Annotated in this window: 10 protein-coding genes and 1 riboswitch; of the genes, 1 reads left to right on the top strand and 9 read right to left on the bottom strand. The window is 37.0% G+C overall.

Annotated features, from left to right (window positions below; translation table 11 throughout):
* Positions 1 to 82: 82 nt before the first annotated feature.
* Entirely contained in the window at positions 83 to 1,360 is a 1,278-nt protein-coding gene (locus ACFFUE_RS02800) for an alginate export family protein (RefSeq protein ID WP_376832681.1), read from the bottom strand.
* A gap of 200 nt (positions 1,361 to 1,560) precedes the next feature.
* On the opposite strand from ACFFUE_RS02800, the gene ACFFUE_RS02795 reads away from it, so the two are divergent.
* A complete protein-coding gene (locus tag ACFFUE_RS02795) occupies positions 1,561 to 3,702 on the top strand; it encodes an endonuclease MutS2 (protein WP_376832679.1) in 2,142 nt (713 codons plus the stop codon).
* A gap of 67 nt (positions 3,703 to 3,769) precedes the next feature.
* Here ACFFUE_RS02795 and ACFFUE_RS02790 read toward each other — a convergent pair whose 3' ends face one another.
* The 8 genes from ACFFUE_RS02790 to ACFFUE_RS02755 all read right to left on the bottom strand — a co-directional run bounded on the left by ACFFUE_RS02790 (position 3,770) and on the right by ACFFUE_RS02755 (position 16,705).
* Positions 3,770 to 4,753: a pyruvate dehydrogenase complex E1 component subunit beta gene (locus tag ACFFUE_RS02790; RefSeq protein WP_376832677.1), complete on the bottom strand. Its 984-nt coding sequence runs from the start codon at positions 4,751 to 4,753 to the stop codon at positions 3,770 to 3,772.
* A 173-nt stretch (positions 4,754 to 4,926) separates the two neighbouring features.
* Positions 4,927 to 7,680 (bottom strand): reprolysin-like metallopeptidase, encoded by a 2,754-nt coding sequence (locus tag ACFFUE_RS02785; protein ID WP_376832675.1) that lies wholly within the window; start codon positions 7,678 to 7,680, stop codon positions 4,927 to 4,929.
* Positions 7,681 to 7,682: 2 nt separating this feature from the next.
* On the bottom strand, positions 7,683 to 8,510 hold the full coding sequence (locus ACFFUE_RS02780; RefSeq protein ID WP_376832673.1) for a T9SS type A sorting domain-containing protein: 828 nt from the start codon (positions 8,508 to 8,510) through the stop codon (positions 7,683 to 7,685).
* Between the two features lie 250 nt (positions 8,511 to 8,760).
* The gene (locus ACFFUE_RS02775; RefSeq protein WP_376832671.1) at positions 8,761 to 9,909 is read right to left on the bottom strand and encodes a leucine-rich repeat domain-containing protein; all 1,149 of its coding nucleotides are present in this window, start codon (positions 9,907 to 9,909) and stop codon (positions 8,761 to 8,763) included.
* A 131-nt stretch (positions 9,910 to 10,040) separates the two neighbouring features.
* Positions 10,041 to 12,290, bottom strand: coding sequence for a DUF5074 domain-containing protein (locus tag ACFFUE_RS02770; protein WP_376832669.1), 2,250 nt, complete (start codon positions 12,288 to 12,290; stop codon positions 10,041 to 10,043).
* Between the two features lie 26 nt (positions 12,291 to 12,316).
* On the bottom strand, positions 12,317 to 13,537 hold the full coding sequence (locus tag ACFFUE_RS02765) for a cell surface protein (protein ID WP_376832667.1): 1,221 nt from the start codon (positions 13,535 to 13,537) through the stop codon (positions 12,317 to 12,319).
* Between the two features lie 16 nt (positions 13,538 to 13,553).
* Positions 13,554 to 14,684: a YncE family protein gene (locus ACFFUE_RS02760; protein ID WP_376832665.1), complete on the bottom strand. Its 1,131-nt coding sequence runs from the start codon at positions 14,682 to 14,684 to the stop codon at positions 13,554 to 13,556.
* Complete coding sequence (locus tag ACFFUE_RS02755; protein WP_376832663.1) at positions 14,681 to 16,705, bottom strand: TonB-dependent receptor; 2,025 nt, start codon at positions 16,703 to 16,705, stop codon at positions 14,681 to 14,683. The genes ACFFUE_RS02760 and ACFFUE_RS02755 overlap by 4 nt, the downstream gene beginning before the upstream one ends.
* A 99-nt stretch (positions 16,706 to 16,804) precedes the next feature.
* Positions 16,805 to 16,993, bottom strand: a riboswitch (cobalamin riboswitch).
* Positions 16,994 to 17,267 lie beyond the last annotated feature (274 nt).

The raw sequence follows: 17,267 nt of genomic DNA, 5'->3' as shown, positions 1-17,267 counted from the left end.
TTTTGATGGAATAAAGTTAGCCGTAATTATCTCGTTAAAAGAATAAAAACGGCTGATATACATCATCAATGATATATATCAATTATTTCAATCGTGTGAGAGTATTAAAATTTAATCCTATCCAACTCCAAGTTTGTAAATCCTTAGGCTGATGAATGTTTTTCAGATACTGCATTCCCTCAGCAGCAAACAGATGAGAGTGTCCTACTTGTAATGTAAAATAAGAAGCTACTTTATACTGAAAAACAAGGTCTAGCTCTGTACCAAGGTATTGGGATAGCTTATCATTATTAGCGTTATAGCCTATAGCAGCATTGCTGCTAAAAGCGTGAAGATTGGCACTCAATGTAGCTTTTGGATTGAATTTGAAATTAGATTTTATATAAAAATCTTTCAGCCCTACACTATTAAAATGATTGCCCACGAAGAAATAATCCATAAAACCATTGAACTTATGATTGGTACCATAAAACGGACTAAAAGAATGGTTTTTAGAAGTATCCTCATCAAAATCAGTTCCTGAGAGCCATTCTGTTCCAAGGACAATATTATGCTGCCCCAAAAGGACATCTGCATTTAAAGAAAACTGATACGCACTTTTGCTTTGTGCCAAAGAATTTTTACCCACTTGATAATACACCGAACCAAAAACACCAAAATGCTCCCAATAATGTTTGGCGTTCGCTCCTAAAGTTACCATATCATAATGGTTACCATTGAGATGTTGGGTGATGCTGTTTAGACCAATTGTAGAGAATGTGGTTTTATCCTTTTTATATTGATAATGAATAAGCTGTAAAGATTTGGTTCTTTCGCCAGAGTCTAAAACATTATAGAATTCATTTTCTGCTAAATCATCACCATCTTTATCATCATTATTATAGGTAATAACGGTTTCTAGCTTAGAATACGGATTGAGGATAAAAATACCCTTAGCCGCATCAAAACTTCTTCCTTGCATCTGCCAATCTAAAGCTCCAAAAAGCCTTTCGTCATCATACGAAAGAATCTGACGCCCAATTTTTACACCAACTTTTTCATTAAACTGATATTGAGCCCAAGCTTCATAAACATTAAAACTTCCACTTCTTTGATTGGTACTACCTGTTTCACCCCATACTCTGGCATCTTGCAAAGCGGCATAAAGTTCTAAATGCTCTCTATGGTAATCTATTCCCAAGCGGGCACGAGAGTACACCGAAGTTTCAGGTTGTTTACCTTTCGGAATCAAGGTTTTTTGCCCGTTGTCCATCTCTGCACGAGTTCTGAAATCAAGATTGAGCAAGAGACTGTCACTCTGAGCTTTCGCAGTGAAAAAAAATAAAAAACACGCTCCAATGGATAATATCTTAGTATTCATAAATGATATTTTTGGGGTTCTTAATGCACTCAAAGATATTGAGAAATTACATTGGTGTTTGTGTTTTTATTAACAAAATTCAAGTTTATGTTAAAAATCATAAAGTTAATTTATATCTTATATAGAAATTTGTTTTTCAATTGATAATAGTAATAATAGGCAAGTTTGAACACCTCTGAAAAATTGATTAAATTTGCCCTGTGTATATCCATAAAGAAGATTTAATAGAGCTTGAATTTCCTGAACTATTGCAGGAAATCGTCCCTTATGCGTACTCGCCCAAGACGGCGGAGCGTATCGCAGAGCTTCGTCCAATGCCAATGGAAGAAGCCTTACTTTCACTAAAAAAAACATCAGAATACCTTACCAGTTTTGAAAGTTCTAACGCTATTCCCTTCGATGAATACGATGATATAGAAACCGAACTAAAACTGATGCTGATAGAAAACTATCGGCTTGATAACAAAGCTTTTGGAAAGATAAAAAACATCACAGAGCAAATTGGGCGACTGCAAAAGTTTTTCCCCACACTTCCCGAGACTTTCCCTCATCTTTTGGAGGAAATCAAAGATATTGAGTACCACAAGGAAATCGTGGAGAAAATCGATAAAGTGTTCAATAGATTCGGAGAGGTGAAAAGCGATGCGTCTTCCATTTTGAAGGACCTTCGCACAGAGATACAACACGCGAAAAAAGCCATTCAGGACAATTTTAATAGAGCTCTTACCACCTATGCCGATGTATTGGAAGACATCCGCGAAACCATCATAGATGACCAAAGGGTGCTTGCCGTAAAATCAGGGTTCAAAAAACGCGTTCCTGGTAGGGTTTTAGGCATTTCCAAAACGGGGTCTATCACTTATATTCAGCCAGAAAATGTGGTGAAGCACTATTTCAAATTGAGGGAAAATGAAGAGGCAGAGAAAAAGGAAATCGATAAAATATTAAGACAACTTACCGCTGAAATTTCTGAATATCAACCTTTTTTAGAAATTTATCAGCATTATATTTTTCACTTGGATTTAATCCGAGCCAAGGCAAAGTTTGCAGAAAAAATCAATGGCGTACTACCGAAGATTAATCCGCACCCTACCTTGCGACTGAAAGAAGCTTTCCATCCTTTGCTTTGGCTAAGAAACACAGCCGAAAACAAAAAGATATTCCCTCAGACGCTTACCCTTACGCCTCAGAATAGGATTATTTGTATCTCAGGGCCTAATGCAGGGGGGAAATCCATTACGCTAAAAACCGTGGGATTACTTCAACTGATGATTCAGAGTGGTATTTTGGTTCCCGTACACCCCAAGTCTGAAATGTTTTTCTTCGATAAAATAATGACCGATATTGGAGACAATCAATCCATTGAAAATCATCTTTCCACCTATTCTTCAAGGTTAAAAAAAATGTCTGGCATCATCAGAAAAGCCGATGCTAAAACCTTACTTTTGATAGATGAATTTGGAACGGGGTCAGACCCAGAGTTGGGCGGTGCTTTGGCAGAAAGTTTTTTGGAATTTTTCTACGAGAAGAAGAGTTATGCCATTATTACCACGCATTACACCAATATCAAACTCGTGGTGGAGCAGTTGCCTCACGCAGAAAATGCAGCTATGCTCTTCGATGAAAATTCTTTAGAACCTCTATATAAATTGGAAATCGGTCAGGCGGGGAGTTCCTTCACCTTTGAGGTGGCAGAGAAAAATAAAATCCCAAGATTTATCATCAAAAATGCTCGGCAAAAAGTAGAAAAAGATGTGGTAAACCTGGATAAAACCATCGTGAAACTTCAGCAAGAGAAATTTGAGGTAGAAAAACTCAAATCTAACCTTACCGAGCAGAAAGAATCCGTGGAAGATAAACGGGACAACCTCCAAAAACTGAATGAGCAATTGGAGCAAAAACTCTTTAATTTTCAGAAACTTTATGAGGAAGAACACCGTAAATTGCAATTTGGAAACAAGATAGAAGCCTTTATCAATTCTTATATCAACGGAAAATCTCGTAAAGAGGTAGTAAAAGATTTTGTAAAGATTTTAGAACAAGAAAAATACCGAAAGTTAGGCACGGATAAAGACGAAAGCAAAAGGCTACAAATCATCAAACGCAAGATTACGCAACAGCTGAAAAAGACGGAGGTAAAAGAAAAAATAGCCGAAACCAACGAGAAATTAGAAGAGAAACGCAAAGAAGAACGCTCGGTCTGGCTAAAGCCAGGGCAGCGGGTTCGTATCAGTGGTTCTACCAGCGTAGGCACAATAGAGAAAATCACGAAAAACAAAGCGATTGTTAATTACGGAACCTTCAAAACCACCATTGCTACAGATGAGCTGGAAAGAATTTAAACAATTGGACTTATTCAGCTTTAATAAAAAATGCTTCCGAAGAGGAAGCACTTTTTATTAGATTGAATTAAGCTTTGATGTACATTGCTTTTTTGATTTCTTCTTTTACTTTTTCCAATTTTGGGAACCACTCTGCAAATAACGCTGCAGAATATGGTGCTGGAGCATCTGGAGTAGTAATTCTCTTGATAGGTGCATCAAGGTAGTCAAAGGCTTTCTGCTGTACCATATAGGTAATCTCTGATGCTACCGAACCAAATGGCCAAGCCTCTTCTAATACCACTAGGCGATTGGTCTTCTTCACAGATTCTAAGATGGTATCGTAGTCTAATGGACGCACAGTTCTCAAATCGATGACCTCTACAGAGATACCTTCTTTAGCTAAGTCTTCTGCTGCTTGTAATGCCAGCTTCATAATCTTACCAAAGGATACCAAAGTAACATCTGTTCCTTCTTTTTTGATATCAGCTTTACCTAATGGCAAGTAATATTCTTCCTCTGGAATTTCCATTTTATCGCCATACATCTGTTCAGATTCCATAAAGATAACAGGGTCGTTATCTTGGATAGCAGTTTTCAATAGCCCTTTAGCATCATAAGGATTAGATGGCACTACTACTTTTAGCCCTGGGCAATTGGCATACCAACTTTCTAATGCCTGAGAGTGGGTAGCACCCAGCTGTCCTGCAGAAGCCGTTGGACCACGGAACACGATAGGGCAGTTCCACTGTCCACCACTCATTTGGCGAATTTTTGCAGCATTATTGATGATTTGGTCTATCCCTACCAAAGAGAAGTTGAAGGTCATAAACTCTACAATTGGGCGGTTACCATTCATTGCGGCACCTACGGAAATCCCTGCAAAACCAAGCTCAGCAATAGGAGTGTCTATTACTCTTTTAGGTCCAAACTCAGCGAGCATTCCTTTAGAAGCTTTATAAGCACCATTATATTCTGCCACCTCTTCCCCCATAAGGTAGATGGATTCATCTTTACGCATTTCTTCGCTCATTGCCTGTGCAATTACCTCACGAAAAGTATATTCTGCCATTGTTATTATAAATTTTTTGAACTGCAAAAATATGAAAACTTTTTGATAAATAAACCTTGATTTCTGAAAATCGCATTCAATAGTTAGGCAAAAAAAACTGCTTTACTTTAGCATTGAAAAAAGGGAAAACCTTTTCAGATTTTCCCTTTTCAAAATATTGTAAATATAGTATTCTACTCTACTATTCTCACTTTGTAGTCTTCTACTTCTCCGTATTTGAATTGGTTGACTGATGTTTCAGCACCTATTAAATTTCCTTCACAAGCACTTGCAGGAGCAGAGTTGATGGATGGTCCTACTTTCAGTGCAACACGCATTCTGAGTGATTTGTTGACCACAGCGTTGCTTGGTACGCTGAAGGTATAGGTTTTAGTGAGCGTTCCTACGTTGTCATTAGAAGGGTCTTCTATGAAATCTTTGATGACTCTTTCGTTCTCGCTCAACTGACCATCTGCGTTGAAATCAACCCATACACTAAAGGTTTCATAATAGTCTTCACCTCCAGGGAATGTGACTTGTAGTGAAAGTTGGTTATTTTGAGAATCTTTTTTCAGAGTGATGGTTTTATCACTGTCTTTAAAATAATCACTATAGCCGTTGCCTGTGGAAGTGTTGTTGAGCAACGCTTGTCCATCAGCACTATTAATGCTGATATTAGAAATATATTCCATTTCAGAGTTTGTTGCTATTAGCTTACAATACTCCACATCTGGGATAGATACTTCTAAAATATTTGTGAAAGCACTGGTAGTAGTTCCATTGCAAACTTGTGCTACTTGAATTTCGTAAGTATCTCCACGCTCTACGCCTGTTATCTGATAAGAGGCATCGTTGGTCTCGGTTTGTGTCCAATTGGTAGTGCCTTTTACGCGGTATTTTACAATGTAGGTAGCCTCCTTGGTTTTATTCCAAGTGAGTGAAATCTCATCGTTAAGGTATTGTCCTGTTAAATTTCTAGGAGCATCAGCACTACAAGCTTCAGGGTCGGCAACAGTTAAGACAGGACTTACGGCATAAAAAACATTATCTATCGCCGATATTCTGATTTGAATATTTTGTCCTATAAGGCTATTGGATAGGGTAGCGTTTTCGGAGCCATCGTTCGGGGTTGACTCTGCTACGGTTATCCAGGTTGCTCCCTTATCAGTAGTGTAGTCAATTTTCACATTAGCTACATTATATGGAGATTGGTCTGTATTTGCCACGTCCCAAGTGATAGCGCTACCATCGGTATAAAAGGTATTGCGATTTTTCACTACAAAAGGTCCATCTGCACCTACTGTAATGGTTTGAGAAGCAATACCTACCTGCTGTTGATCTACGGTAGGGTGGTTGTCTCTAACGGTAAGCGTGAATTGCATTGTTCTTGCTACGTTAGAAATGGTTTCCCAATCGCTCACTTTGGTAAGTTCTCCGTTCATTACGTGGGTAAGTTTAGGGAAATAGCGGGTAGGGCTTTCTCCTGGTGCGATGGAACGGAAATTGGCACCATTGGTTCTTGTAGGTGACACTCTAGTGACTGCTGTGGTAGCGGAGTTTTCTTGCTCCCAAGTGTAGGTGAGGGGGTCGTTTTCCGCATCTGTAACATTAGCACTTAGCACAAAAGCTGTTCCTTTCGGAATGGTATATTGGTTCAATGCAGCAATCTGTGGTGGTGTGTTGGCAACAGCTGTTTCTGTATCACAAGATTTACTGGTGAGGACGTTTTGCATTTGTCTTATACTCGCAATGCTGAAATAAGCATCGGAGTTATTTTGTACGTTATAATAAGTAATGCCCGCATAGCCCATAATGGTAGAGCCAGAGCCTGGTTCTACTTGTGCACCTGTGTTTTCAATACCGTGGGAGAAGGTATGGTTGGCTCCCATTTGGTGTCCTATCTCGTGGGCTACATAATCGATGTCAAACGTATCGCCGTGGGGAACTTCATCTGCTGGAGAAGTATATGCAGAACCTTTACCAACACCAGTTACGTAGCCAGCGGCATTCACTCTAGGGTTGGTGCATATGCAACCGATACATCCTGCATTACCGCCACCACCACTTGCACCGAAGAGGTGTCCTATATCATAGTGATCATCGCCTACCATACGGGTAAGGGTGTTCTGTAGCTCTAGTGTCCAAGCACCACCAGTGCCATCATCGGCATCAGAATATGGATCCGTCAGAGGGTCATCAAAAATGACTTGTGGTGCATCTACAAGGGTGAAATGGGTAGCCATATCTTTTTCAAAAACGCCATTCACTCTGGTAAGCGTTGCATTAATCTGTGCTAGAGCTTGTGCTGTGCCTCCAAAGTACTGAGTATATTCTCCCGTTACAGAAACAGCTAGCCTCAATGTTCTATATTTCTGATCAGAAGAAAAAGGCGTATAGCTATTGCTTAGTTTTTGAGAAGAAGCTTTTTTATAAAGAGCTTTGATTTGATTCTGTTCTTCTACGCTCTCATTTGTAGTACATTCAAAAGCCTTTCCGCTGTGGGTTTTGTTAGATTTTTCTTTTACAATGTAGAGGTCTTTTGTGGTTCTTTCAGGGTCTATAAACTGCATCTTATTGCCTTCCATAATCATTGATTGGAAGTTGTAAGGCGATACACTGAAACGCACCGTTCTATGAGGATTTTCTGTAGAAACCCCATAGTATGATTCCAATTGATAGCGAGCGGCTAGGCTAGGTGCCACCACAGGAAGAGACTTGATGTAAAAAGTTTCTAGTTTGCCTTCCAAAGTAGGAATTACCAAAGTAGCCTGACTGCCTTTAGCGGTAGAAGACTGAGCTAAGTAGTTTCTAAGGCTTTGTAAATCTAATTGATAAGTATTGTACTGTTGTTTGCCAGATAGAGCTGTGCTCTCTGCTTTTTTCCAATAGTTCTGAGCATAAAGCAAGCTTCCTGAAATGACAGAAAGAGCAAGTATTATTTTTTTCATAGTTATTTCTTAATGAATTTGAAGGTTTGTTTTACATTGTCTCCATCCACTAGAGTCAAGAAATAGATGCCTTGTGGTAATGCTTTTACATCTACTTCTTTGGTAGAGCCTGTTAGTACCAATTGTCCCGCATTATTGTGGATATCATAGTGTTTTATCTTTCCTTGTCCGCCAATATGTAAGGTTTCCGCTACAGGGTTTGGATAAATCGCAAACTTCTCTGCAGATAACTCTTGAGTAGATAGATTTTCCTCTTTTACTACTTTTACTTCATCTAGCAGAAGTACAAATTGGAAGAATGTTTTATAATGTCTCCAATAGAATCTTACTTTTTTACCTTTATAAGCAGAAAGGTCTATCTCTTTGGTTTTCGCTACCGACTGCCCGTTGAAGTTTTCTTCATCTATAGGAGCTAAGAACGGATTAAATTTTGCACCTTCTTCTACTATGTAGAGTTGATAGGTAATGTCACTCATATCAGAGGTGGTAACTCCAATTTTAAAGCTTAGTTTGCTTTTTCCGTCTGCAGGAATATCTATGGCTGGGCTCACCACTAGGTCATCTACATCCAAGGGAGCATTTTGCCCAGGGTTTAAATTATAAGCGAAAGACCCCGCCATATGACCGGCATCTCCATCCCATCCTGCTAATGCAGTAAAATCATCACTTCCCTGGAGAATGCTCCAAGCCTCGTCATCTCTATCTCTATCGAAGCCTAGCCAATCTACGATGTTGTCTGGATTGTTGAAGTTTTCGTAAAAAATAACTTCTTGTGCACTGCCCCAGAATCCCATAAGGGCTAATGCGGTCATTGATAGTTTTTTCTTCATATACTATATTTTTTCCTTGAAGCCGAATTCACTTCAAATGTTAAAGTGTGCTAAATTATTAAATCCAAACAATATAAACAAGTATTTTAAACAAAAGTTTAAATTAAAATGCAACATTTATTAGAAATAAGATATTTTCAAAACCATTTACACTTTAAATATTCTAAATTTTATCATTAAAAAATCTTCAATCTTTTATAGACTGAAGATTTTTTAACAGATTTATCCTAAAAAAGAATATTGTATTTTATTATTTCTTTACCACTTTATGAATGATACTTCCGTGTTCAGTTTGGATTTGTAACCAATACAGCCCTCGGTTTAAATGTTTTACATTGACGGTGCCATCAGACCATTGGATAGGAATATTCTGTCCCAATTCATCAAAGAGTTTAATGTCTATAATGCGATGCTCCGTCTGGATATAAAGTTTCTCCGTAGTTGGATTGGGATAAACACTGAAAGAATTGGAAGAAACGCTTGCTAAAGACAGATTTCCGCAGTTGTCCTTCACATCTATGGAAGCAGGTAAGGTAGCAGGCAAAGCATCATTGCAATCTTTCAAAATGGTGGTAAGCGAGGTGCTGCCTTCTACATTGAGGATGCTGATGTTTTCCGCATCTCCATTTTGAAAATCTAAGGAGCTAAGTGCGGTATTGTTCTTGAGAAAGATACTTTTCAAAGCGGTATTGCCTTTGAAGCCCAGCGTTGTAAGCTGATTATTATCCACATTCAGCCAATTGAGTTTTGATAATCCCGTGAGGTCTAAACTCTGCAACTGATTGCTATCTAAGTGAAGTCTTAAAAGCGATTGATTTCCACTCAGATTAATGGTATTAAGTTGATTCCTAACAATATTTAATGTGCTTAGTTTGGGCAATTGAGAGGCGTCCAACTCCGTCAAAAGATTGTCATTTAGATAGATGAATCTTAATTTATCTTGTTTAGGAAGTAATAACTGAGTGAGTTGATTAGAAGTAAGTTCCAAGTTACTCAATTCCGTAAGCATACTCACATCTAATGCCCCTGCTATTTGATTTTGTTTTAGGTTGAGGACAGAAAGTTTTGTAAGTTGAGAAACATCAATAGAAGTAAGTTTAGAATTTACGAGAGTAAAATTAGTAAGATTTATAAATGCTTCAATTCCCTTTGCTGAAACAATATCTTTGTTTCCTACTGGATCTGCCAATCTAATTATGGTAACTTTCTGGGCTTCCTCAAAAGAGATTTCGCCATCTTTATTGGCGTCCACCGTAGGGTAAGCTTTTAGTATGGCTTCTTTTAGTTTTACATCTTCAAAGCTAACGGCATCGGTAGAACTTTGAGCATAGCCCAATACACTGCTTGCTAAACAAAACGCTGTGGTAACAGATTTAAGAGAAATAAAATTTTTGGTCATAATAGTATTATAAAAGGTTAAACGATATAGCCACTCATTTTAAGTCAGCTGTAAATGAATAGGTCTATAGGATAAGATTTCTGAAAAAAATATTGGTGAATTTTACTCTATCCACCAATATCTTTATAAAACTATTTTACAATAAGTTTTGAAGTAAAGGTTCTATTTTCGGTAGAGATTTTCACAAGGTAAACTCCCGTTTTAATGCCTTGAAACGCCAATCTACCTTGGACAGCTTTGCCCTTTTGGATGAGTTTACCATTTAGAGTATAGATTTCCACCTCTGCATTGGAAGCATTGGTAATCTGGATAAAATCTGTGGCAGGGTTTGGATAAATCTTGAATTGCTCTTGTTTTATATCATCAGTGTGGAGAGTCCGTGTATCTATATGATAAGTTTTCTCCGCTAATTGTCCATTAGAATTAAAACTCACAACGATATCTACTATACCCTTTCCAATAGGTGTTAGAACAAGTTCATCTTGTTCATTTATTTCAGCTTGTACCAAAGATGGATTAGAATTAGATTTAATAGATTTTACAATTGCTCTTTGTAGATTATCCTCATCCGATACTACATCAACCAAACTAATCTTTTCTTCTGCATTAAGTGCTATATATTCCTCACTAGAACCATTAATTGTAGGCATTACATTATCTGGAAATACTGGCATCGATTGAAACCAATAATAGTCATTTAGCACCTTTGTATCCGTTAATTCCCCATTAGAACTAATAGTATGTATCCAGTTTTTTTGATAATTAGCTCCCCAACCACTTTGTGTTGTCGTAAGTATCAATTCATCTGATATAGGATTCAATCTAAGGGCGGCACCATAAGGGATTTGTTTTGGTGAAGCATCTTGACCTGGTATCGTAGCAAAGTTTTCATTAAAAGTTTTGGAAGTAATGTCAAATTTAACAATTTGAGTTCCTGATGACCAACTACTAATAGAATTAAGCCAATATAATGCGTTCTGCTGAGTACTATATGTAAAACTTCCTGCATTCCAAGCTCCCCAAGCCGTAAAATATTTGGTCTGAGGAATAATATATTCTGTAGTAGTAAATGTTATTGGATGAATATTCACCAGTTTTGTACTCTGGATAGCCCAAATACTTCCATCCTTAGCTTGTGTGATAGACTGGAAATCTCCTTCAATAGTATTTTTTAGTGTATGAGTTTTAGGGTCTATTATCAAGATTCCTGCATTTTGTTTTACAGCAAATACATATTGAGAGGAACGAATCATATTACCTATTTGCCCGCTATACTGTGAACCACCTCCAGTTCCTGGTATGATATTTCCCACATTCATATTAGCGATGTCAAATGTAACAATACCATTACTAGCTCCTATATATCCTATATTTTCATTAACGCCTAAAAAGGAACGCCCATCACCGCCACCAATACCATCAAAACTAGCTATTTTTTTCAGCGTTTTAGCGTCTGCTACTATTAATCTTCCGCCTTTATCTTCATAATTTTGTTTAGAAACAATGTATAGTTTACCTCCATAGATAGTGCCGTAAGCAGCAGTATTTCCCAAGGTTTTTCCCTCATTAACCATATTATACACCTTATAATCCACTACGCCATTATTTCCTATAAAGTTAAGTGTTCCTCCTTCGTGCCCGAACCATCCTTCATTCAAAACAAAATAGCCATCTGTAAAATTACTTCTTTGAACATAAGCAGATACAGGGGTAAAAGTAGTGGCTATAGGTAAAGTATTAAATTGTACAGAGAAATTCCAAAGATCCCAAGAACCATCCTTTAAAGTTCTTCCACTTGCTCCTACACTAGAGAAAGCGAAACTAGTTTCAGTTTCCCTTGTATAGTAACTCCAAAATCCTTTTTCTGTCCAGCCAGATTGCCAACGATCATTAGTATCAATAGAAGTATATGAATCAAAATCATAACTCGTAGTTCCTATAATGCCATCTGTAGGATATTTAGGGTAAGTAAGGTTTCCATCTTTATATAACCCCACACTCCCAATATTATCAGTATCAAAACCCAATCCTCCTATTGCATCTCCATACTGTGTACCTCCATATATCAAAGAATAAAATCTAGCATCTGCCTTTGCTATTGCCTTTAGCATATCTACTCCAGTAGCTTCTCCATTCCATCTGAATCCCCATACCAATGCACTGGGATTTTGAGTATCATTCCACTGAACAACAAAGGCTGCTTTATTTTCGCCCTCTCCCACCCAGTAGGTAATATCATCCATTGTAAAGCTAGCATCATAAGGAAGATATGCTGTTGGTTGAGATTTGATATCCTTTCTTGGGATACCTTGCACGGTAATCTGTGCATTAGTAAAAAATGCAAACAAAACCAATAATGTAAAAAAGTAAAACTTTCTCATAATGTTTAAAATTTAATATACTTTAATTATTTCAAATATAAATTATATGCACCTGATACCTCAGTAGAAACCTCTCCCAGCCATCCAGCTTCTTGATTAACACCTGTATACACTTTTACAAAGTTTATCCCTGGAAGTTTTACATAGTTTCCGTAGGCATCTACAGCCCAAGAAATATCTATATCAGAAGCTTCATCATTATTAGGAGCATTATCTGCATAGCCATAGGCATAAGACTTCCCTACCCAATAATTGCCCGTTCCACTTTGGTCATAGAAATTATTTTCTAGTTTTGTTCCTCTAAAAGTATAGGAAGTATCTGCAATCCAAAGTGGATAGTAACTCTGTGTATGAAACATTATTTTGCTCTTATACCCAGAATTTCCTTGATTATCTTCCCATCTGATGTATTGAGTATCCGTCTGCCAAGATGCTCCTGGCACAGCTGGTTTATTATCATCTGGTTTATAATATGTAATCTGATAATTCTTAATAGTTTTATCCTTAAAGTATTCGCTACCTGCTATCTCATACCATTCATCATCATCAGGCTTTCCGTTTTTATTTTTATCATAGGCTACCATAATGATACCTGGTTCACAAGAGCCAGAACGAGCATCTTGACTAGCATTTGCCCAAAAAGCATTTCCCAAAATCTTGAAATCTCTTCCCTCTAAATTAGGAATCGTGTGATCAAACCCAAAAACCACATAGCCTCCATATCCCCCTAAGCTAATCATCTCATTACTTAGTAAAGCTTTTCTTGCCTTTTGTCTCAGATCCTCTGCGGTGTTTCCTTGTTCATAAGAAGGCATTTTATTCACAAACTGCCCTACTGCTGGGCGATACTCTAAAACATCCGCTATATATTTACTATATGGTAAACTTTCCTTCATTACAGAGATTTTAGTAGGATATTCCATTACCTTTTCCCCTTCATATACCTTCAAAATAATGTCGTAATTTTTCGCATAAGGGCTAATGAATTCCAATGTGGACATTTGGCTAAGCAGAGAATCTTTAGTCGCATTATTTCCATCTGACACTTTAGCATACCATTCTACCTTTGAAGATTCTTTAGCTCCAGAGCTAATGTTGAGCACTTTGAAACGGACAATAGAATAATGATTTTCTATGGTGATTGAAGTAAGACCATTATCCTCTTCTACTCCTCTATCATCTTTGCAAGAGAACATCGCTAGTAGCGTCCCAAATAGAAGTGTGTTTTGGGTAATTATTTTTCTCATTAGTATATATTTTATTCTATTTATTATACAAAAAAGCGATATGAGCAGGGATATTTCCTGCCTCTGTTTTCCATTTTAGTTTTCCATTTTTATCAAAACAATAGATATAACCCGTAGAAACATAATTACGAGCATCTGTAAGGAAAATTTCTTCCGTGATGGGGTTTACAGCAATCCCATATGGTGTTTTGATTTCCTCTTGATAGCTTGCATCTACTATTTGTTTAGAAATAATTTCTTCAGTTTTTACATCTATAATTCCGAAGGTCTTGGTGTAAGAATGGGTATTGTAGCTAAATTCATTACCGTAAAAATAGAGCTTATCATTAGCGATAGTCATCCCACTCACAGCAATACCAAAATCTTTTTTCACTGTTCCCGTTTGGCTATCCAACAGATAGAGATTAGAAGGTGTATTATAATAGTCTCCTCGTGAGCTCACATATAAGTCTCCATAAGCATCTTTCTGCATACGATGAAGATTGATACCTACTTCTATCTTTTGGACTTCCCTAAAATGGTCTAAATCTATCACCGAAACAGTATTATCATAGTTCGGAAAACGATACCCTCCAGAGTTGGCTACAAATAACTTTCTCCCCACTACCTGCAATTCCTCTGGCTGATATCCTACTATGGACTCTCGGGTAATAGATAGAGAAAGGGTGTCTATCTCTACTACTTTTCCTAGTGGTGCATTAGGGTTAAGTTCTACCGACCCCGCGTAGCTTGTAGCATAGGCTTTTCCTCCAAAAAAGGTAAGGTATCTACAGTTTTGAAGAGGAATACTGGTGATTCTCTTGGCGGTTTTAGCATCTAAAACTTCTATTTTATTAGACACATTAATCACGGCATATAGCTTTCCTCCATAGATTTTAATATCATTCCCCACATCTCCCAACTCTTTCACCACATTAGGATTTATGGTAGCGTAGATATTTCTATGATAAGTTCCTGTAGTATAATCAAAATAATCTATTGTAGCTTTATTACTCCCCATATTACCTTCATTCAAAAGATAAAAACCTCGGATAGCTGCATTCTGTGGCGGTGCTATAGTCTCTCTCTCTTCTGATATAATATATTCATCTCCTCTACAAGAACATAGAGTAAACAAAACGATAATAAATAGAACTACGCTTTTCATAATACAAAACTTAAAATAAATCTATAATTTCTACCCGGCATTGGATAATTGAGAACTACATCATAGTATTGATTCAAAATATTATTGATTTCAAAACTCGCTCTAAACTTATGCTCGCCCCAAAAGATGTTTTTATGAAGGGATAAATCGTGAGTGTACCAAGGCTGTACATAGTTGTATCTTATGTTGTTTTGCTGTGCATCATACCGTTCACCTACATAAACAAAGCTATAATTGAAACCCCAAGTCTTATAATCTGCCAATAAAGAAAAACTCCCAGAATGCCACGGCGTATAAGGAATCTGATGTCCATAATAAGACTCAGCTCTATCTGTAAAATCTCTTGCTCTTTGATAAGTATAATTGAGTAGTGGTTTTAAGTATAAACTTCCCAAATGCAATTCAGACTGTACATTCATATCTATACCTAAGATTTCCACATTACCTAAATTTAGCATCATCCAGCGAAACATACTACCATTAGGAGCTGCTATAATTTTGTCTTCCACCTTATTAAAATATCCATCCATTTTTACATTAATGGATTTAAAGATAGGATGAGATATCTTTTTTTTGTAAGCAAATCCTAAATTGTACTGAGAAGTATACTCTGGCTTCAGAAAAGAATTTCCAATCATTGTATAATATAAATCATTGAAAGTAGGCATCCTGAAAATCCTCTTATAAAACGCTCGAAGATGAAAATCTTTGCTCTCAAATGGCTGATAACTCAAAAAGAGAGCTGGTGTCCATTCCGCTTTATCGGGAGACTTGGTATTTCGTTCTACATTTTCTCTCACGAAAGTTCCTAAAAAACTTCCCATAAATTTTAAACGCCTCCATTGGTAAGTACTTGCCATAGCTAATAAAGAAGTAAAACGCTCTGGATAAGAGAAATTAATCAGATTAGCATCTAAATTATTATACTGAAAATCATAACTCAGATTAACATCCCAAACTGGCGATATAGTATAAAGATTTGAAGTTGAAAAATACAATTCTCTCTGGATATATTCGTTTTCTACGGGATAAGCAGCCTGTGTACGCACAGTATCTATAAAATGGGTAAAATCATAGGCAGCTTTGAGCTTCAATTGAGTTTCAAATTTTGGGAAAAGTTTCTTCCTCCAATGTCCTTGCACAAAAAAATTTTCATCTATTAGCCGTTGTCCCCTCGCTCCAAATCTACCGTTTACAATCGCCGCAGGAATCCCTCTATCTGATAAATAAGCATAACCACGAACTGCCCAATCTCCTCCATCCATCTTCCCATACCAACCACTTTCAAATCGCTTAGCGGTAATATCGCCATCCAAACGCTTGGCAATTGTATCATATGCCACAGAATTATCCAAATTCAATCTCCTATATCTATACTTGTAAACCCCATCACTCTGCAAAAATTCCGAACTAAAACTTGCAGAAATACGCTCTGAAATCTTTCCCTCTATACGAAAAGATGGATTAAATAAATCAATAGAACTATTCTTTAAACGAATCGTAAGATTGGTCTTCCTTCCTTTTTCAAAAGACGGAACCTTTGGCTGTAGATACACAGAACCTGATGCTCCAAAATCTTTAGCAGGTTGAAAAATATCGCTTTTCTGCCCATTATATAAGGAAATCTCTTCAATATCATCAAGAGAAAATCTCCCTAGGTCAACTACTCCATTCTGAGCATTTCCAAGCTGGATACCATCATAAAATACACCAATATGCTGGCTACCCATACTACGGATATTAATAGTTTTTAGCCCACCAATACCTCCATAATCTTTAATCTGAACTCCAGAAAAATATCGCATCGCATCAGCTACAGAATGACTATTCATACGATCCAAAGTTACTCCTGAAAGAGTTTGAGCAGGCAGTATTTCTTTAAAATCTCTCTTATAAAGATGTATCTCAGAAATATTTTTGAAACGCAATGAATCATTCTTGTTCTGAGAAAAACAAAATGCAGAAAACAGAAAAATGCAGAATATCAATATCTGCCGAAATATAAATAAATTTGTCACCATTAGCAATTATTAATAATGATGACGCTAATGGATAAGACTACAATTTCTCCTCAAATTAAGAAGAAATCATTGTTCTTAGCTTTATTCCTCGAAAGCGTCAAACCTAAATATTCATTGGCAGGTTTTCTGACTTGCTTCACTCTCGGCATCCTTCCCATTTCAGCAGAAACAGTGGATATTTTAAGCCAAGAACTTTTTTTAGAAGCTCACAGCAGCGGGTCTGTTTTGGATTTTCACCAAATTCCCTTTTAAAACTTTTTACAGTTCACCAATGCCACAAAGATACTAACTTATAATCTAACTTTCAAGAATATTTTTTATCATTCAAGATTTAAAGTTAGAGGTTAGAAATTAGAAGTTAGAAAAAGCGAGAAGGTTGTAAAGCTTGTTGATGGTTGATCGTTGTCGGTTGATGGTGAAAACTCAGCACTCAAAACTCAGCACTTAACACCTATTGATCAATCATTGTACATTGTACATTGTACAACCGTACCCTCGTACAAAGACAAAAAAAAACTCCTCACTGATTTCTCAATGAGGAGTTCAAAATTAAAAACTGGCG

Source organism: Bergeyella porcorum, assembly GCF_042427575.1.
Taxonomy (GTDB): domain Bacteria; phylum Bacteroidota; class Bacteroidia; order Flavobacteriales; family Weeksellaceae; genus Bergeyella; species Bergeyella porcorum.
The sequence above is the reverse complement of the archived record's forward strand: the minus strand, read 5'-3'. Positions and strand labels throughout refer to the sequence as shown.